Annotated in this window: 23 protein-coding genes; 8 read left to right on the top strand and 15 right to left on the bottom strand. The window is 53.8% G+C overall.

What is annotated here, in order from left to right:
* Window positions 1–83: 83 nt before the first annotated feature.
* Window positions 84–587 carry a YbaK/prolyl-tRNA synthetase associated domain-containing protein gene (locus HMPREF0201_RS07530; RefSeq protein ID WP_016535948.1) on the top strand — a complete coding sequence of 168 codons (504 nt, stop codon included), beginning with the start codon at window positions 84–86 and terminating at the stop codon, window positions 585–587.
* On the opposite strand, the gene yoaI is transcribed toward HMPREF0201_RS07530, so the two are convergent.
* On the bottom strand, window positions 588–725 hold the full coding sequence (gene yoaI, locus HMPREF0201_RS23010) for a small membrane protein YoaI (protein WP_157056724.1): 138 nt from the start codon (window positions 723–725) through the stop codon (window positions 588–590). It abuts the gene before it with no gap.
* Between the two features lie 118 nt (window positions 726–843).
* On the opposite strand from yoaI, the gene HMPREF0201_RS07525 reads away from it, so the two are divergent.
* Window positions 844–1,290, top strand: a complete 447-nt coding sequence (locus HMPREF0201_RS07525) for a DUF441 domain-containing protein (protein WP_039899230.1) — start codon at window positions 844–846, stop codon at window positions 1,288–1,290.
* Here the strand turns inward: HMPREF0201_RS07525 and HMPREF0201_RS07520 are convergent.
* From HMPREF0201_RS07520 to HMPREF0201_RS07505, 4 genes are read right to left on the bottom strand one after another with little or no spacing between them, the layout of a single operon-like run.
* A complete protein-coding gene (locus HMPREF0201_RS07520) occupies window positions 1,271–1,966 on the bottom strand; it encodes an amino acid ABC transporter permease (RefSeq protein WP_016535945.1) in 696 nt (231 codons plus the stop codon). The genes HMPREF0201_RS07525 and HMPREF0201_RS07520 overlap by 20 nt on opposite strands.
* A complete protein-coding gene (locus HMPREF0201_RS07515) occupies window positions 1,956–2,729 on the bottom strand; it encodes an amino acid ABC transporter permease (protein WP_016535944.1) in 774 nt (257 codons plus the stop codon). The genes HMPREF0201_RS07520 and HMPREF0201_RS07515 overlap by 11 nt, the downstream gene beginning before the upstream one ends.
* Window positions 2,729–3,550 (bottom strand): amino acid ABC transporter ATP-binding protein, encoded by an 822-nt coding sequence (locus HMPREF0201_RS07510; protein WP_016535943.1) that lies wholly within the window; start codon window positions 3,548–3,550, stop codon window positions 2,729–2,731. The genes HMPREF0201_RS07515 and HMPREF0201_RS07510 overlap by 1 nt, the downstream gene beginning before the upstream one ends.
* Before the next feature lies 1 nt (window position 3,551).
* Window positions 3,552–4,409 carry an ABC transporter substrate-binding protein gene (locus HMPREF0201_RS07505; protein WP_016535942.1) on the bottom strand — a complete coding sequence of 286 codons (858 nt, stop codon included), beginning with the start codon at window positions 4,407–4,409 and terminating at the stop codon, window positions 3,552–3,554.
* A 294-nt stretch (window positions 4,410–4,703) separates the two neighbouring features.
* On the opposite strand from HMPREF0201_RS07505, the gene HMPREF0201_RS23430 reads away from it, so the two are divergent.
* Window positions 4,704–6,239: a methyl-accepting chemotaxis protein gene (locus HMPREF0201_RS23430; protein ID WP_039898098.1), complete on the top strand. Its 1,536-nt coding sequence runs from the start codon at window positions 4,704–4,706 to the stop codon at window positions 6,237–6,239.
* Here the strand turns inward: HMPREF0201_RS23430 and HMPREF0201_RS07495 are convergent.
* A complete protein-coding gene (locus HMPREF0201_RS07495; protein ID WP_016535940.1) occupies window positions 6,229–7,029 on the bottom strand; it encodes an AraC family transcriptional regulator in 801 nt (266 codons plus the stop codon). The two genes, HMPREF0201_RS23430 and HMPREF0201_RS07495, sit on opposite strands and share 11 nt — an antisense overlap.
* 98 nt (window positions 7,030–7,127) lie before the next feature.
* Between HMPREF0201_RS07495 and HMPREF0201_RS07490 the strand changes: the two genes are divergently transcribed.
* Both HMPREF0201_RS07490 and HMPREF0201_RS07485 read left to right on the top strand, forming a co-directional pair.
* A complete protein-coding gene (locus HMPREF0201_RS07490) occupies window positions 7,128–8,330 on the top strand; it encodes a CynX/NimT family MFS transporter (RefSeq protein WP_016535939.1) in 1,203 nt (400 codons plus the stop codon).
* Between the two features lie 28 nt (window positions 8,331–8,358).
* On the top strand, window positions 8,359–9,123 hold the full coding sequence (locus HMPREF0201_RS07485; RefSeq protein ID WP_115586259.1) for a class I SAM-dependent methyltransferase: 765 nt from the start codon (window positions 8,359–8,361) through the stop codon (window positions 9,121–9,123).
* Window positions 9,124–9,208: 85 nt separating this feature from the next.
* On the opposite strand, the gene HMPREF0201_RS07480 is transcribed toward HMPREF0201_RS07485, so the two are convergent.
* The 3 genes from HMPREF0201_RS07480 to HMPREF0201_RS07475 form a co-directional block, all read right to left on the bottom strand.
* Window positions 9,209–9,841, bottom strand: a complete 633-nt coding sequence (locus tag HMPREF0201_RS07480) for a LysE family translocator (RefSeq protein WP_016535937.1) — start codon at window positions 9,839–9,841, stop codon at window positions 9,209–9,211.
* A 48-nt stretch (window positions 9,842–9,889) separates the two neighbouring features.
* Window positions 9,890–10,039 (bottom strand): hypothetical protein, encoded by a 150-nt coding sequence (locus HMPREF0201_RS23005; protein ID WP_016535936.1) that lies wholly within the window; start codon window positions 10,037–10,039, stop codon window positions 9,890–9,892.
* A gap of 391 nt (window positions 10,040–10,430) precedes the next feature.
* Window positions 10,431–11,138 carry a CTP synthase C-terminal region-related (seleno)protein gene (locus tag HMPREF0201_RS07475; protein WP_039898097.1) on the bottom strand — a complete coding sequence of 236 codons (708 nt, stop codon included), beginning with the start codon at window positions 11,136–11,138 and terminating at the stop codon, window positions 10,431–10,433.
* 164 nt (window positions 11,139–11,302) lie between these two features.
* Here HMPREF0201_RS07475 and HMPREF0201_RS07470 point away from each other — a divergent pair, with 164 nt between their 5' ends.
* On the top strand, window positions 11,303–11,806 hold the full coding sequence (locus HMPREF0201_RS07470) for a 2-thiouracil desulfurase family protein (protein ID WP_016535934.1): 504 nt from the start codon (window positions 11,303–11,305) through the stop codon (window positions 11,804–11,806).
* On the top strand, window positions 11,803–12,153 hold the full coding sequence (locus tag HMPREF0201_RS07465; RefSeq protein ID WP_016535933.1) for a DUF488 domain-containing protein: 351 nt from the start codon (window positions 11,803–11,805) through the stop codon (window positions 12,151–12,153). The genes HMPREF0201_RS07470 and HMPREF0201_RS07465 overlap by 4 nt, the downstream gene beginning before the upstream one ends.
* Here the strand turns inward: HMPREF0201_RS07465 and HMPREF0201_RS07460 are convergent.
* Window positions 12,150–12,455 (bottom strand): hypothetical protein, encoded by a 306-nt coding sequence (locus HMPREF0201_RS07460; RefSeq protein WP_016535932.1) that lies wholly within the window; start codon window positions 12,453–12,455, stop codon window positions 12,150–12,152. The genes HMPREF0201_RS07465 and HMPREF0201_RS07460 overlap by 4 nt on opposite strands.
* A gap of 94 nt (window positions 12,456–12,549) precedes the next feature.
* Window positions 12,550–13,428, bottom strand: a complete 879-nt coding sequence (locus HMPREF0201_RS07455) for a LysR family transcriptional regulator (protein WP_016535931.1) — start codon at window positions 13,426–13,428, stop codon at window positions 12,550–12,552.
* A gap of 130 nt (window positions 13,429–13,558) precedes the next feature.
* On the opposite strand from HMPREF0201_RS07455, the gene HMPREF0201_RS07450 reads away from it, so the two are divergent.
* A complete protein-coding gene (locus HMPREF0201_RS07450; protein WP_016535930.1) occupies window positions 13,559–14,413 on the top strand; it encodes a Vmh family MBL fold metallo-hydrolase in 855 nt (284 codons plus the stop codon).
* A 75-nt stretch (window positions 14,414–14,488) separates the two neighbouring features.
* Here HMPREF0201_RS07450 and HMPREF0201_RS07445 read toward each other — a convergent pair whose 3' ends face one another.
* The 4 genes from HMPREF0201_RS07445 to fumD all read right to left on the bottom strand — a co-directional run bounded on the left by HMPREF0201_RS07445 (window position 14,489) and on the right by fumD (window position 17,024).
* Window positions 14,489–15,598, bottom strand: a complete 1,110-nt coding sequence (locus HMPREF0201_RS07445; RefSeq protein WP_016535929.1) for an SDR family oxidoreductase — start codon at window positions 15,596–15,598, stop codon at window positions 14,489–14,491.
* 319 nt (window positions 15,599–15,917) lie between these two features.
* Entirely contained in the window at window positions 15,918–16,076 is a 159-nt protein-coding gene (locus HMPREF0201_RS22465) for a YqaE/Pmp3 family membrane protein (RefSeq protein ID WP_016535928.1), read from the bottom strand.
* Window positions 16,077–16,414: 338 nt separating this feature from the next.
* Window positions 16,415–16,768, bottom strand: coding sequence for a DUF1304 domain-containing protein (locus HMPREF0201_RS07440; RefSeq protein ID WP_016535927.1), 354 nt, complete (start codon window positions 16,766–16,768; stop codon window positions 16,415–16,417).
* Window positions 16,769–16,808: 40 nt separating this feature from the next.
* Window positions 16,809–17,024, bottom strand: coding sequence for a fumarate hydratase FumD (gene fumD / locus HMPREF0201_RS07435; RefSeq protein WP_016535926.1), 216 nt, complete (start codon window positions 17,022–17,024; stop codon window positions 16,809–16,811).
* Between the last annotated feature and the right edge of the window lie 171 nt (window positions 17,025–17,195).

Below are 17,195 nucleotides of genomic sequence, written 5' to 3'. Positions count from 1 at the left end.
GGATTTTCAGACCTGCGGCCTTTATCATCCTGAATAGATAAAATATCAAATACTGGACAAAATGTTTATGCAGAGGGCAGGCAATGACAACCGAAATCAAAGGTGAAAAAGTTCATCAGCAGCTGGTTAACCTGCTGGAGGAGAATCAGGCTCGTTATCGGGTGGTCAGCCACGTTGCGGCAGGCAAGTGCGAGGAAGTTTCCGCTATTCGCGGCACCGCACTTGGTCAGGGGGCAAAAGCGCTGGTGTGTAAGGTGAAAGGAAACGGTCTGAAACTGCACGTTCTGGCGATTCTGGCGGCGGATAAACAGGCCGATTTAAGCCTGCTGGCGCAGCATCTTGGCGGCCTGAAGGCCTCGCTGGCAAGCCCTGCGGAAGTGGACGAGCTAACCGGCTGCGTATTTGGCGCGATCCCCCCGTTCAGCTTTCATCCTCAGCTTAAACTGGTGGCAGACCCGTCTATTTTTGAGCGCTACGACGAAATAGCCTTTAACGCCGGGCTGCTGGAAAAATCAGTCGTAATGAATGCGCGGGATTACCTTCGCATTGCCGAACCCGAGCTGGTGGATTTTCACCGCACGGCATAGCTACCAGCGGCGCTCGAGATAAAGTACCGACATCACCAGCGCCGAAGCTATTGCCAGGAATACTGCCGTAATACAGAGCGTATCGAAAAACGCAGGATCGTTCATCGCCTTGCCGCCTTTAGCCATTACATTGGTCAATTATTAAACACCAAAAATGACAAAATGATGAATGCTAAGAAATAAAGCGGCGGGTACATTAGCAAATGAATAACGATAAAAATCTTCTTTTGGCTCGTTTTTGCAAGGAAACCTCATGATATTCGACTCAACTTTATTAATACTTCTGGGCCTCGCCGGGCTGGGTTTTGTTAGCCACAACACCACGGTCGCCGTCTCCATTCTCGTGCTTATCATCGTGCGGGTTACGCCGCTCAGTACCTTTTTCCCGTGGATTGAAAAACAGGGCCTGACCGTCGGGATTATTATCCTCACCATCGGCGTGATGGCGCCCATTGCCAGCGGCACTCTGCCCGCCAGCAGCCTGCTCCACTCCTTTACTCACTGGAAGTCGCTGGTTGCCATCGTGGTGGGTATCGCCGTTTCGTGGCTGGGCGGGCGCGGCGTAACGCTGATGGGCAACCAGCCAGGCCTGGTTGGCGGCCTGCTGGTAGGCACCGTCATTGGCGTCGCCCTGTTCCGCGGCGTACCCGTCGGGCCGCTGATTGCCGCGGGCCTGGTTTCCCTTATAGTGGGGAAGCAATAGCTCCGCGGCGCTGCCAGCGACCAATCCGCCAGGCTAGCGCGCTGCACAGCAGGTAATACACCAGCCCGGTAAAGATAAAGATAGCCGCCGGGTATATCTGCACCCGGCTGTTAACCTGCCCGGCAACGGTGGTTAACTCCGGCACGTTGACGATAAACGCCAGCGAAGTATCTTTGATAAGCGAGATAAACAGCCCGGCGAAAGACGGCAATGCGTTACGTAGCGCCTGAGGCAGCAGAACCAGCCTTAAAGACTGCCACGGCGTAAAGCCCCCGGCCACGGCCGCTTCACTCTGCCCCTTCGCCAGCGACTCCAGGGCGGCAAGCGCGGTGTACATTACCGCCGCCGAGGTAAACCACGCCAGCGCCAGCGTGACGGTCAGCGGCCCCGGCAGGTCACGCCCGGTGATTGCAGGCAGCAGGAAATAGAGCCAGAAGATAACGAAGATCAGCGGAATACCGCGGATAAGATCGGCCCAGATAAACAAGACTCTGCGCACCACTCCGCCGTAACGCCAGGCTAAGCAGGCGAACAAAAGCCCGAAAATAAGCGCCAGCACTCCGGCACCGGCCGCCATCAACAACGTTAACAGCACGCCACCCGGCTCGCCCTGCGCCATTCGCCCCCACAGCAAATAGTCGAGGTTATCCGAAATAACGGTCAGATTAGCTATCATGCTGCACCTCCGCTTTTAAAGCAGCCTGCCCTTCCCGCCTGTGCTTGCCCGGCGCAAAAAGCGTAAACAGTCCGCTCATAACCAGCCCCAACAGCAGGTAAAGTACCGTTCCGACGGCAAAGGCCGCCAGCGCATGCGCGTTGTAGCTTTCGATTCTGCGCACCTGGCTCGTAAGTTCGGCAAAGCCGATGCCGGTCGCCAGGGAAGAGAGCTTCATCAAATTAAGATACTGGCCGACCACCGGCTGCCAGGCGTTTACCACCCCCTGCGGGAGCAGCACGCGGCGGAACAGCTGCCAGCCGGAAAAACCCTGCGAAAGCGCCGCCTCGGTTTGCCCCTTCCCCACAGCCTGTAGCCCGCTGCGGATCTCTTCGACCAGAAATGCGGAGGTAAAAAGCCCCAGCCCCCAGGCCGCGCAGAGGAATTCAGGCGTCAGCCACCAGACGCCTCCCGGCAGCTGAGACCAGCTGTGATCGTCGTTGATAAACCAGCGTAAGCTTTGCGGCAGCGCGTTCCACGCGGCGAAGTACCAGAAAAGAAGCTGTACCAGCAGCGGCGTATTGCGGAAAATAGACACCCAGCCTGCGGCGATAAAACGCCCCCAGCGCCCGCCCGCCAGCCGCAACCCTAGCAACAACAAGGTACAGAGCGTGGCGATTACGCTCCCGGCAAGCGTAACCCAGGCGGTAGTCAGCACGCCGGAGATAAGCCACTCGCGCGGCGCGCCGGTCAGCACCCCGGCCCAGTCAAAATAGTTGTTCATCACTCATCCCTTGCATCCGCATGCAGCGGGTCGAGAACCTTTTGCAGAAAACGGCGCGCCCGCGGGTGCTGTGGCGAACGGAAGAACTGAGCCGGAGCCGCCTGCTCGAGGATTTCGCCGCCGTCGATGAACACCACCCGGTCGGCAATTTCGCGGGCAAACTGCATCTCATGCGTGACCACAATCATGGTTATGCCGCTATGGGCAAGATCCTTCATCACCTGAAGCACCTCGCCTATCATCTCCGGGTCGAGTGCAGAAGTTGGTTCATCAAACAGGATGATTTGCGGGGACGAAGCCAGCGCCCTGGCAATAGCAACGCGCTGCTGCTGCCCGCCAGAAAGCTGCGCCGGGTAGTGATGAGCTTTCTCGGCAAGACCCACCCGCGCTAACAGCGCCAGCGCCTTCTCACGCGCTTTATCGCGGCTCCAGCCGTGCACATGAGTCAGCGACAGCGTAATGTTTTTTTCGGCGGTTAAATGGGCATAAAGGTTGAACTGCTGGAAGACAAAACCGATCCGGCTACGCAGGCGGCGAAGCGCGGCACCGCTCAGCCGCCGGGTGGGTTTCCCGTCGATATAAATATCGCCATCGCTGAGCGTTTCAAGCTGGTTAATCAGCCTTATTAGCGTGGATTTTCCCGACCCGGAAGGGCCGCAAATCGCCACCACTTCGCCCGGCGTGATGCTGAGATCTATCGCGCGCAGCACGGAATTATCGCCATAGCTTTTACTGGCTTTGCGAAACTCCACGCTGGCGGACTCCAGATGCAAAAAATCCGCAGCCGAAGCTGCGGACAAATGAGGCGGTCTTTTAAACATATTATTTGGCTACAATTTTAAAGCTGCGCGGCTGTGGCGTTTTGCTGTCCGGGCCAAACCAGGCGTTGTAGATTTGCTCTGCCTGGCCGTTCTGTTCCAGCTTCACCAGCTCGTCGTTAACGGCTTTCAGCAAGGCTGGCTCTCCCTTTTTCACTCCGACGCCAATCTCTTCTTTACTCAGCAGGTCCGGCAGAATTTTAAACTTCGCCTTATCCGGCGCCTCGGCCAGCAGCCCGGCAAGAATAGTGCTGTCCTGCGTTATCGCCTGCACGTTGCCGTTACGCAGAGCGGTAAAGGCGAGCGGGATATCGTCATAAGAAAGCACTCGAATTGACGGGAAACGTTGCTGAAGCGCCTGTTCTCCTGTGGTGCCTTTTACCGCACCCACACGCCCTTTGGCGTAATCATCAAGCTTGTCCGGCCCGGAAACCGGAACCAGGAATTGCTGCCCGGTCACGAAGTACGGCGTGGAGAAATCGATGACCTGAGCACGCTCGGGCGTGATGGTGATATCCGCGACGATCAAATCCACTTTGCCGGACTGCAACAGCGGAATACGGTTTGCCGGGTTAGTGGCCACCAGTTCCAGCTTTACGCCCAGCGTTTTTGCCAGCGCTTTAGCAAAATCAACGTCATAACCCACGATATCGTGCGTTTTGGCATCTATGGAGCCAAACGGAGGGTTAGCGTCAAATGTCGCCACTTTGATTACCCCAGCCTTGTGGATATCCGCCAGCTGGTCTGCGTGGACCGCGGCGGAGGTCAGGCCGGACAGGGCCAGAACCAGAGAGGCAAGAGCGGTTTTGCCGCGCGCTGTGTTGTGTGCAGTTTTTTTAGATAAAGACTTTACCTGTGCCATTGATTTCCCTTGTTATCCCGTCTGTGAGCGAGCTATGCCTTTACGCTCGCATAAGCTTTCTCCCCTCGCCAATACTTAATCCTGCATTACATATGCAAAAATTGTATTAGTTAAAGCAGGGTTAAAACATTCGCTTATAGATTTAACAAATAGTTTTGCTAAGTTATTATTTTAAAAATAAAAAATCGGTCTTTTTTAGCCTAAATTTGTGATTAACCCTGTGGTTTTGGCATCAGGCGGCAAAGTTTCCCCTCTTCCTCGCCGATAACTTTTCAAAATAACAGGAGAGGCAAAATGAAATCACTGGCTCACAATTTGTTGTTGTTAATTTGCTGTTCGATTTTGATGTCTGCTCTGGTTACCGCTATTTCTCTGTACGGCAGTCACCGGAGTGCGCAAAGTACCGAAAGCGGCCTGCTGGCCAAGGATTTAATGTCGGACATTAAGCCCGCTCCTATCTATCTTATTGAGCTGCGACTGGTGCTGTCCCGCGTGGTAGAAGGCACGCTGAACGTTGACCAGGCCGATGCGGAAATCAAACGCCTGAGCAGCCAGTGGCACCAGCGTGTGAACTACTGGAAAACCACTCTCCCCCCGGAATTACAGGACAACTTGCTCGGCGAGCAGTACAAGGCCGGAGTGGCGATGATCAAAGACGCCAACGAACTGGTGGAGCTGATTCGCTCTGGCGCACCAACGCCGCTGTTTGAAAAACTCAAAGCCGCAGATAAAGATTTTTTTGCCCATCAAAAAGGGATCGAGTCGCTTGTTAAGGCCTCCGACCAATATGCCGATAACGCGGTTGAAAACGCCAGAGACAGCAACGACATCTCAACCCGCTGGCAGTTGATTGGATCCGGTGCCGCCGTGCTGCTGCTGCTGGTTGTTGGCTGGTGGGTACACCGCACGATTTTCCGCTCTCTGGGCGGGGAACCGAGCGAAGTGGCCGAAATCGCAAACGCCGTGGCCTGCGGTGACCTGACCCGCGAGGTTAAGGTGCGCGATGGGGACCGAAACAGCGTGATGGCGGCGATGGAAACCATGTGCCAGCAGCTGACGATGGTTATTCATCTGGTTCACGAAAGTAGCAATCAAATTTCCACCAGCTCCAGCGAAATCGCCAGCGGCAATATTGACCTTGCCTCGCGCACCGAAGAACAGGCCAGCGCGCTCGAGCAAACCGCCTCTTCTATGGAAGAGATGACCGCCACGGTCAAACAGAACGCAGAAAACGCCCAAAGCGCCAGCCAGCTTGCCAGCACCGCCTCACGCAGTGCGGAACAGGGCGGCGCGGTGGTGGCTCAGGTGGTCCAAACCATGGATGATATTTCCACCTCCGCCAACAAGATCACCGATATCATTGGCGTTATCGACAGCATTGCCTTCCAGACCAACATTCTGGCGCTGAATGCTGCTGTAGAGGCGGCAAGAGCGGGTGACCAGGGGCGTGGTTTCGCCGTGGTAGCCGGTGAAGTTCGCAGCCTGGCCCAGCGCAGCGCCAGTGCGGCAAAAGAAATTAAAGGGCTGATTGAAGATTCGGTACACCAGGTTTCTAACGGCAGCAGGCTGGTAAACGAGGCGGGTAAAACCATTAATACGGTGGTGCAGGACGTTAAGCGCGTTGCCGCCCTGATGGTGGAAATTACCCACGCCAGCGATGAGCAAAGCAGTGGTATCGAGCAGGTCAGCACCGCTATCAGCCAGATGGACGTCACCACCCAGCAGAACGCGGCAATGGTGAACCAGGCCTCTGCCGCCGCCGAATCTCTGCTGGCGCAAACCTACGAGCTGAATACCGCCGTTTCCCAGTTTAAGCTCGCTAGTCTGTAAAATCGTCCCCGGCCAGGGTGCTTAAATAACGCCCTGGCGTGGTCCCAAGCGCCTTTTTGAACATAGTGATAAACGCAGTTGTGGAGTCGTAGCCCAGCGACTCCGCCGCGTTTTGCACCGTCTGGCCGCTAATCAGCAGCCGCAGGGCAATGATCAGCTGCATCTGCTGCCGCCAGCGCAGAAAACTCAACCCCGTTTCCTTCACCACCAGCCGCGAGAGGTTCCGCTCGCTCATCGCCATCTCGCCTGCCCACTGCGCCAGAGTGCGCCTCTGTTGCAGGTTTTTTGCCATTTCATCCGCCATCGCGCGGATTTTGGGGTGAGAAGAGATAGGCAACTGCAATTGCTCTACCGGCTGATTGGGCAGTTCGTCGAAGAGCACCTGCACCAGCCGCTGAGTGGCCGCGCAGCCCAGGTGTTCATGCGGCACGTTAGACAGGCGCAGGATAATCTCGCGTACCAGCGGCGAAATCTTAAGGGCGCAACATTGATCGGGCATCGCGACCGCACCCGGTTCAATAAACAGAAAACAGAGGCGCGCATCGGCGGTGACTTTATTGCTGTGCGGCATTTGCCCTGGCACCCAAACCGCATACTGCGGCGGCACCATCCACATTGAGTTGGTGACTTCGCTGGTGATGCCTCCGTGCAGCGCCAGAATCAATTGCCCTTTACGGTGGGTATGAATTGGCTTTTCGTTGTAGCTTTGCGCCGCGCGGATCCTGAACGCCAGCGCGGGCGTGATAATGCTATCCGGGTCAAAACCCTCAAGATCTAAATCGCGTTCCATAACTTGTCCGAATTTAGCGATAATCTGTCATTCTAGCTTGATTCGTAAAAGGGCAGAAGCGTGTATCTTTGCCCTCCCGTACTTTTGGATACTCTCTCATGACCTCGATAACTTCAGCGAGCAAGAAGAGCCGCTTTGTGCTTCTGCTCGGTATTCTGATGATTGCCACCACTTTGCGCGTCACCTTTACCGGAGCCGCACCGCTGCTGGATATGGTGCGCGACGCGCTGGCGCTCTCCACCGCGCAAATCGGTATTCTGACCACCCTGCCGCTGCTGGCCTTTGCCGTGGTGTCGCCGCTCGCCGCCGGGATCGCCCGCCGCTTTGGCACCGAACGCAGCCTGTTCGGGGCATTGGTTATTATTTGTGCCGGCATCGCCCTGCGCTCGGCGGGCCACGCCGCGTTTCTTTACCTCGGCACGGCGATTATCGGCTGCGGCATTGCGATGGGTAACGTCCTGCTGCCGAGCTTGCTGAAGCGCGATTTCCCCGGACAGGTAGCAAAACTTACCGGTGCTTATTCCCTGACGATGGGCGTTGCCGCCGCGCTTGGCTCCGTGATGGTGGTCCCGATTGCCCTGCACGGTTTTGGCTGGTCGGGCGCGATGTTGTCATTGATGATCTTCCCGCTGATTGCCCTGATTGTCTGGCTGCCGCAGCTGGGCAGCCACACGGTAATGAACCTCTCCGGCAACCCGGCGATGCAAAGCAGAGGCATCTGGTCTTCACCGCTGGCCTGGCAGGTTACGCTGTATCTCGGTATTAACTCACTGATTTATTACGTGATAATCGGCTGGCTGCCGTCGATTCTTATCAGCCACGGCTATAACGAGGCAGAAGCCGGATCGATTCACGGTATTTTGCAGCTCGCCACCGCTATTCCCGGCCTGTTTGTCGGCCTGATCCTCAGCCGGCTGAAAGATCAGCGCGGTATCGCGGCCCTGATGGCCGTTCTGTGGTGTATGGCGACGCTGGGGCTGTGGCTGATGCCTGACTTCTCAATATTCTGGGTGTCGCTCGGCGGATTTGGTTCCGGCGCGGCGATGATCCTCGGCCTCTCGTTTATCGGAATGCGTACCGGCTCCGCTCACCAGGCCGCGGCGCTCTCCGGCATGGCGCAGTGCGTAGGCTACCTGCTTGCCGCCTTCGGGCCGCCGGTAATGGGTAAAGTCCACGATATTTCGGGAAGCTGGGCTTTACCGCTGCTGGGATGCGCGCTACTTTCGGTGGTAATGGCGGTATTTGGCGCTTATGCTGGCCGCCAGAAAGAGATAGGTGCAGCGGAGAAAACCGCCGCCTGATAGCCTGGCGATGAACAAGGAGGATCGAATGAACCCTAAAAACACCACGGCAGCGCCGCAGAATATTTTTGATGACCCGGTATTTTTTGAAAACTACCGCCAGCTACGCGAGAACGACTCCGGCCTTAACGGGCTGCTGGAAATTCCCGAACTGTATTCTCTGCTGCCCGCGCTGGATGGGCTAACGATCCTCGATCTGGGCTGCGGGTTTGGCGATTTCGCACGCTTTGCCCGCAGCCACGGCGCGGCCAGCGTTACCGGGTTTGATATCTCGGAGAAGATGCTGGCCCAGGCCCGCGCCGCCACGCAGGATGAGCATATTAGTTACCATAATTTGCCGATAGAACAATTTCCGGCGCAGTCCGGCCCGTGGGACTTAGCCATCTCGTCGCTGGCGCTACATTACATCGAAGACTTTGCCGCGCTGAGCAACAGAGTCTTCGCTGCCCTCAAGCCAGGCGGGGAATTCATCTTCTCCGTTGAACACCCTATGTGTACCGCCTTCCCGGTGGGCTGGCAGCCTTACGAAGAGGAAACTATCTGGCCGGTAAACCATTACCACCAGCAGGGGCTGCGCCACACCAGATGGTTTGTTGAGGACGTGCAAAAGTACCACCGCACCACGGAAACTTATGTCAATACGCTGCTGGACAGCGGCTTTGCGCTCACCCGAATGCTGGAAACTAAGCCCACACCCGAGGCTCTGGCTCTGCGCCCCGCCCTTGCTAAAGAATTGCGCCGCCCGGCATTTTTGATCCTTAGGGCGACAAAAAAAGAGATTATTGAAATCTAAACCGCTTGAATATAGTGGTTTTGAGTTTAATTGAAAAATGAAGCAGCTCTGGTATTAAGAGCTGCTTCCTGAACTTCAAATATAATCAATTTATATAGGGCACCAGAGCTGAAATCAACAAGCCGGTAGCAAAAACCATGAATACGCAACCACCGATCTTGTTCAGCCAGGAAAACATATTACCATTAGCCAGCTTTTTCTTAACCGTGCTTGCAGATAACGCATAAATAAAATGAATAAGGACAACTAAGATGCAAAAGATTGCCGAAAGCAAACAGAATTGCCAAATAAAAGATTTTTCATAATTAATAAACTGAGGAAATAAGGCCATAAAAAAAACGATAGGTTTTGGATTAAAAATTGAGACAAAAAAACCCTGACGAAACCGTGATGATTTTGAAGGCAGGAGACGATACCTGCCACTATCGCTCATTTTCTTTGGCGTGCTACGAAATAACTTTATCCCTAACCAGGCAAGATAGACCGCACCAGCAACTTTAACTATGATCAGTGCAAACTGAGAGGTCGTGATAATTATCCCTAAACTGCTGGCAGCGACGATAGAAATCACCCCCATACCGGCTGATACACCGATGATACCGGCTAAAGCACTCCTCAGGCTGTAATTTAGCGTATTCGTCAAAGTGAGCAGCACTCCCGGCCCCGGGCTCGCAATTGTAAGACTTGCAATTAAGACGTACAGGTAAATCTGAGACATGATGGCACCCTGTTAAATAGGGGGCAGCGGCCCCCCGATAGTTTTAAACTAAAGTGAGAGGTCTCTGTAGTCCTGCCCGGCAAACAATGGGCTATCCACCAGACGTTCGCCTTCATGTTTTGCGACCAGTAAAAGGAATCCTTTTTCCCGGAAGTCTGATATTTGCTTTTGCGTCAGGCTGAATTGTTGATTAATCATTTTACTGCTCCTTTTTAAAAGCCCATCAGGGCAAGACCAACCTTAGTGGTTGAGACTGATACCGATCCCTTTTTTATTAATCTACGAAATCGAGCATGACATATTAGCCGTTATATCTTCATCTAAAACTGAAGATCATAAAGTACCAATATTTCACATTTAATTTACTTTAGCCGCAATTGATTTACTTGTCATTAATTTCACCAGCCAACTCTGTTTATTAATTTTAATTATAAAAATCATAGAGTAAGCTTAAGTTATAGATTGTTTTGAGACTTTATAAACTTGCAAAATAAGCTCATTCCAGTATGCGACACATCAATATCGGGTCGTACCAACATCATTAATGTTGCCCGCACAGTGGCAGCACAAAAATGCGGGCTTTTATCTGTTATTTCTCAGCGGCGGCCAGCCAGGCCTCAACCAGCGGCGAAGGCTTGCCTTTCAGGGCGTTACGCTCATGCTGGAATAGCGTTGCCACAAAGAAAGGATGGCCCTCAAGTTCTACCGCGCGGATCTCGCGCTGCTTATCCCAGCCCGTTGCTTCAAGAGGCCCGTTGGCAAGCGCGGTGGCGAACAGATCGGCCACGCCGTAGTTACAGTGGTAGCCCTCTTCAATCTCCGTTTTACCGTAAGCCCTGCCGACGATGGATCCCGCTTTCAGCTCAATCACATCAGACACTTCCACTAACGAGCAGCTCAGGCGGCCAATCACCAGGCGGCCTTCACTGGCGGTTTCCGCGTGCCCTGCATCCTGCCAGCCGAGGACGTTGCGCGCATATTCAACCACCGCGTATTGAAAACCCGCGCAGGTGCCAAGGAACGGAATATTGTTTTCGCGGGCAAAGCGAATGGCCAGGTAAGCCGCATCTTCATTCAGATAGGGGCTGGACGGAACGCACCAGATGGCGTCGTAACCGACCAGATCCTCATTGCTGGTGACTTCAGGCGAAGGCAGCCAGTCGTAGTCGGCGTTGACGCCAAGCACGGCGGCCGCGTTATCTAATGCCAGAGGAATAGCCTGATGAGCGATAACCGCAGGGTTATAATCACCGATAAGCGCAATGCGTAAAGTGGACTTCAGCTGTGTGTCTGACATGCTTGTGTTGGCCTTATGTTTGAGGGAGGAGAACAACATAAGGAACGATAGATTAGGCTTTTTGCCCTGGGCTGACAACAGCAAAAATTAGCAGGTCGCCCCCTCTTCCCAGGCCTGCGGGCAATGTAGTACCGTGGCAGGTTCACTTCGCAGATAAAACTTCCATGAAAGCAAAAATACTGGTCAGCGCCTGCCTGATGGGGTTCAAAGTTCGTTACAACGGCAGCGAAAAATCGCAAATCGGAGCCGCACTTGAACGGCTACAGCAGGAAGAACGCCTGGTGGTTCACTGCCCGGAGCTGGCCGCCGGTTTAGCGACCCCGCGTCTGCCCGCAGAGCTGCTGGGCGGCGATGGAGAAGCGGCATTTCTTGGCAAAGCCGCGATTGTTGAAAGCGACGGAACCGACGTCACCCAACCCTATCTGCTGGCCGCGTGGCTGGCCCTGCAAACTGCCCGCGAAAATAACTGCCGCTTTGCTATCCTTACCGACGGCAGCCCAACCTGCGGCAGCCAAAAGATCTACAACGGGCAATTTGAAGGCGCGACAATTCCGGGACAGGGCGTCGCCTCGGCGCTATTGCGCCAGCACGGAATTGAGGTTTTTGCCGACCACCAAATCCCGCAGTTGCTGGAAAGACTGGAAGAGGTTGATAAGGAGAGAGCATGATCCGCTGCAAACGTGTTTATGAGGCCCCCACCCCGGAAGATGGTTACCGGGTGCTGGTAGACCGGTTATGGCCGCGTGGAGTTAAAAAAACGGATTTACACTACGATGAATGGCCGAAGGATCTGACGCCGTCCAGCGCACTGCGCAAAGAGTTTCACAGCGAGGCCATCGACTTCACCGAATTCAGCCGCTGCTATAAAAAAGAGCTGGAACAGAATCTCAGCGCGGCAAAAGCGCTGGCAAAACACGGAAAGGAAGGAACGTTAACATTGCTGTATGGCGCAAAAAATGCCGACCAAAACCATGCTCTGGTGCTGGCCGATTTTCTGCGCCACTACATGGATTAATGGCTGAGATGCAGCTCGTCGGTTTCCAGGGAAAAATCTTTATCCAGCGGCATCAGGTGCTCGGCTCGCACAAACGCGTAACCCTGGCGGCCATCAAATGCGATAACTTCGCCGGTGACCAGCCATAGCGGGTAATTCGCCTCCGGCGGCAGCTGCGTTACCACGCCGGTAACCGGATTAACAAAGCGCTCGCCCGGCTGGCACAGGCCAAACAGTTCCACCGCTTTACCAATATTCACCCGCCCTGCTGCGGTGCGGGCGCCAATGACCATCGCCAGGGTGCCCGGTTTTAATTGAAACATCGACTTCTTCCTCACATTTTTCGCCGCGAGATCAGAACATTCCTGGAATAAAAAGTAAACGGTACAGCGGCCAATTAGTGAGATTTTTCTTAGGTTATTTTGCCAGCCGCTCCGCCAGGGCGGTTAAAAAGATCCTCAGCGCCGCCGGGAGATAGCTGCGGCTGCGATAGATACCGTAAATGCCCATCGTTCTGGGCGGGCAATCCTCCAGCACTTTCACCAGTTCGCCGCTATCAAGCCGCTGCTGCGCATCCTGCACCGGCAGCATGGCTATCCCCACGCCCTCCGCCACCGCGTCCATCAACACTACCGAGTCATTGGCGCTAAAGTTGCCGCTCACCTCTACGCTAAGCGGCTCGCCCTGTTCGTCCACCATTTGCCAGATGTTGCGCAGAAAATAGCTGTATTGCAGGCAATTATGGTGCGCGAGATCGGCTGGCGAACGCGGCATGCCCTTGCTTTCTATATAGGCGGGCGAGGCGCACAGCACCGAATCACACTCCCCGAGGCGGCGGGCTATAATATTCGGGTCGAGGTCGTTAGTGATGCGGATAGCGAGGTCGATGCGCTCTTCTATCATGTTTACCGCCTGGCTGCTGACGTGCAGCTCAACGCGGACATCCGGGTAGTTGTGCAAAAAATCAGACAAGAAAGGCACGATGTAATAGCGGGCACCAAATTGCGAGCAGGCTACGCGCAAGGTACCTGAGGGCAAATCCTGCTGCTTCTGGCCGGTTATCCCCTCGGCAACTTCATTTAAACTGCGGGCCTGGCTGAGCACGCGCTCGCCCGCGGGCGTTAAGGTTAACTTGCGCGAGGAGCGATGCAGCAGCCGCTCCCCCGCCCAGCGCTCCATGTGTTCAAGATAGCGGCTTACCATCGGGCGGGACATATCCAGCGCTCGCGCCGCGGCGCTCAGGCTGCCGAGTTCACAAATCCTGGTGTACACCTTTGCCGCCACTATTCTGTCCATTTCTCACCCTATCTGCTCGATTTATGAAATTCATGTTACCTGAATAAGGCCGTTACGATTCACATAATGCAATTTAAACTGCTTTTATTCCCAAACGGGCTAACCAACTCAGTTAATCAGGATTAATGATATGAAGAAACATGCTCTGGCTGCGGCCATCTCCACTCTGGTATTCAGCGGCGCAAGCTTTGCCGCCCCGTTAACGCTTGAAGTCTACAACCCGCAGGATAAGGGCGTGTTCCCTGTGACCTCCACCCTGATTTCCGGCCCAACCGAAGCAACGCTGGTTGACGCCCAGTTCAGCGTTAAGGACGGCGCAGAGCTGGTCAAAATTATCCAGCACAGCGGTAAAAAACTGACCCGCATCCTGATTACCGCCGGTGACCCGGACTTTTACTTTGGCCTGGAACCGATTGTTAAGGCCTGGCCGGATGTGAAAATTGAAGCCACTCCGCTGGTCGTTGAACACATAAATAAAACCAAAGACGCAAAAATTAAATACTGGGGCCCGATCCTGAAAGACGGTGCGCCGCAGAAAGTCTTTGTGCCTCAGGTGACCCATGCCACCACGTTTACCGTCGACGGTGAAAAGGTAGAACTGCGCCAGCCTGCTTCCCACGCCGCTTATTTGTGGATCCCTGCGAATAAAACCATCCTCGGCGGCGTGGCCGTAGATTCCGGCATTCACGTCTGGACAGCAGACTCGCAGACTAAGGCAGCACGCCAGGAATGGCGCGACGTGCTGGACGAAATGGCTGCCCTGAAGCCTGAGCGCGTGATCCCGGGCCACTTTATCGGTGAAGTGAAGCCGGGCACGGCTCCGGTTGTTTTCACCGGGGATTATTTAGCAGACTTCGAACTGGCGCTGAAGAAAGGCAAAAGCGCACCGGTTATCGCGGAGATGAAGCAAAAATATCCTAAGCTCGCGGATGAAAGCTCTCTTGAGATGAGCGCGAAGGTGAATACCGGCGAAATGAAGTGGTAAACCTGAAATGACAAAAGGAGCGAAAGCTCCTTTTTCTATGGCTGATAAAAAAGGGAGCATTTGCTCCCTTCTTCGTTATTTAAAGTCGACTTTCATCAGCTCGGGGATCGAGTATTCGCGAGTGGTTTCCACGCAACGGCTGATATAGTCCACGAAGCGCGGCGGCGGAGACATGCCCAGGTCCAGCAGCTTCTCGTTGGAGAAACGCACGTTCAGCATCGAGAATTCACCGTACAGGCGCATTGCCCTCAGCATCAGGCGTTCGTTACACGGCCCGTAAATAGACTTGAAGCTTCTGCGGCTCTTCACCAGCTCGCTGTAATCTACCTGCTCGTAATTGGTGCAAATTGGCTGCTGGTTAAGCGCGCCGGACATCGCCATATCAATATCGGCAAAGCGGGTGCTGCTCACGTCGCCGGCGGAAATATGGTAGACCTTCTCTTTCAGCGAGTCGCTCTTCGCCAGCAACAGCAGCGCTTCAGCGCAGTAGTCCACCGGGATAACGTCGATGTTATCGTCGAGCGAGCACATAAATTTGCCGAGCATTAGCACCATGCGGAACACCCAGAAGATGCTGCTGGACGGGCGGCAGCCCTGCTCGCTGTGGCCAACCACGATGGACGGGCGAGCGATAACCAGCGGCAGGTTCGGGAACTGCTCGGCCATCATATGTTCAATGGTGGACTTGGACCAGGTGTACTGAACCAGATGCTCTTCTTCCGGCTTGCGGGTCATGCTTTCGGTCACCAGAGTCCCGGCTTCCGGCACGCAGGACATCGCGGTGCCAACGTGCAGGAAACGCTCCAGGCCTTCAACCTGTGACATTCTGCGGGCAAACTTCAGGGTGCCCTCAACGTTAACTTTCCAGATCAGCGCATTTTCGCCAAAGGAAGCCACCGCCGCGCAGTTTATAACGTGAGTAACCTGCGACAGTCTTTCGTCATCAAGGAAGTGTTCCGGCTCGGCCAGGTCGCCCAGCAGGATATTTTTTTCGGTGATCCGCGCCAGTTGCGCTTCGTCGCAGCCAAAGTTAACCAGGTTATTCCTGATTCTTGCCACGCCCTCCTGAGGCGAATTCGCTCGCACCAATAATAAAACAGAGCTAAAAGAGGATTCAGAAAGTGATCGAGCTAAAACCGCGCCGCCCAGGAAACCTGTAGCGCCGGTTATCAAAAGATGATTCATTATTATAACCTCAGGAGTGAAAACATGGGCATAGTAAGGCCGCTAAAATAAACGCTACCTCAATAAACCGGATTACCTTAGCGTATTGCCCGATGCTTTCGTGTAACGGTTTGTACATCCTTGTTTTACAAAGACTTTAAATAAAAACAAATAATTCCTGGCGAAATTATTTTAACTATTTATTAATGACAGGATTATTAAGAAAACCTTAATAACAGATAAACAAAAGCATTATTTTTGCAGGTTGAGGAACTCTTTTTAATTTAAGTGAAATAAAAAGCCCACCGAAGTGGGCCAGGCTGGCGATAACCGCAGCAGATCAATCCCGGGTCTGCACCCAGAATGCATGGATAAGCCCCGGGATGTAACCCAGCAGCGTAAGAATGATGTTGAGGAGGAAAGCCCAGCCAAACCCCTTGCCGAGCAGCACGCCCAGCGGCGGCAGAATAATAGTGAAAACGATGCGCCAGAATCCCATATAAACTCCTGATAAATTCGCTTAGTCCATTCAAAAAAACAACTCAGAACTTAAAGCATAGACGAATCTGAAAAACTCTTCAGGCCGATTATTCTGGAAAATTTAGTTTCAAAATTCATAATTAGAAAATATCACTCTCCGGCTCTTGCCAACGCCCCCGACTCAGGATAATTTCGAGCCTTCGCTGACGCTGTGAACCCTCATTCCGTTAGCGAAATATGCCTATATTTCTCCTCCTCTGGGGGGACCGGAACCACTTTAAAAACGATCCGGTCGATCACCTATTATATTAATGATGATAGCCTTGTGGTGACCCGGCATAGCCGGGTTTTCTTCGTTTATACTCCGCTGAGTAACGCAATTAATGCCAGCGCAGCGGGTACTGCCTGAACATAAAGAATTTTTTTACTCGCGGTAAAGCCGCCAAATAACCCTGCTATTAATACGCATATCAAGAAGAATACTTTAAATTCATAGCCCGCGCTGCTCGCCAGCAGGCCATAAATTAACCCGGCGGCTAAAAAGCCGTTATACAGCCCCTGATTGGCCGCCAGCGTTTTGGACTGGGTGGCAAACTCCGCAGACAGGCCAAAAGCCTTGCGTCCGGTGGGTTTATCCCAAAGCAGCATTTCCAGGACCAGAATATAAACGTGAATCAATGCGACCAGAATAATAAGGATGCTGGCAATCATAGGCGGTTCCTGAAGGGGTTATGTTCTGAGTACAAGGGGCTTACAGTTCGTAGCCCAGCGCTTTAATAACATGCTCCATGGCTTCTTCCGTCAGCGCCGAGCGTTTGATTTTGTGGTTGGCCAGCATCGTTCTTACCACTCCGGCAATGACGATATGCTTTGGCTCCTGCCCGAGGTCGCGCATCTCCAGCACCACCTTTCCCACGACGCGGCACATTTCCTGATACAGCTCATCGTCTTTCGCTTTTTTATCCATCTTGCCTCCGGCTTATCTGTTTGATCTTACAGTAGCATTTAAGTTGCTTATTATTAAATGGAGAAAGAGCAGAATAGAGAGCTTAGCCGCTGTTTTGTTCATGTGGCTCAGGGCTTAATTGATGATAAAGGCGTGCTCACGCAGCATCGCTTTTTCTGACTTGTATGGCGG

The sequence above is a fragment of the Cedecea davisae DSM 4568 genome, assembly GCF_000412335.2.
Classification (GTDB): domain Bacteria; phylum Pseudomonadota; class Gammaproteobacteria; order Enterobacterales; family Enterobacteriaceae; genus Cedecea; species Cedecea davisae.
The sequence above is the reverse complement of the archived record's forward strand: the minus strand, read 5'-3'. Positions and strand labels throughout refer to the sequence as shown.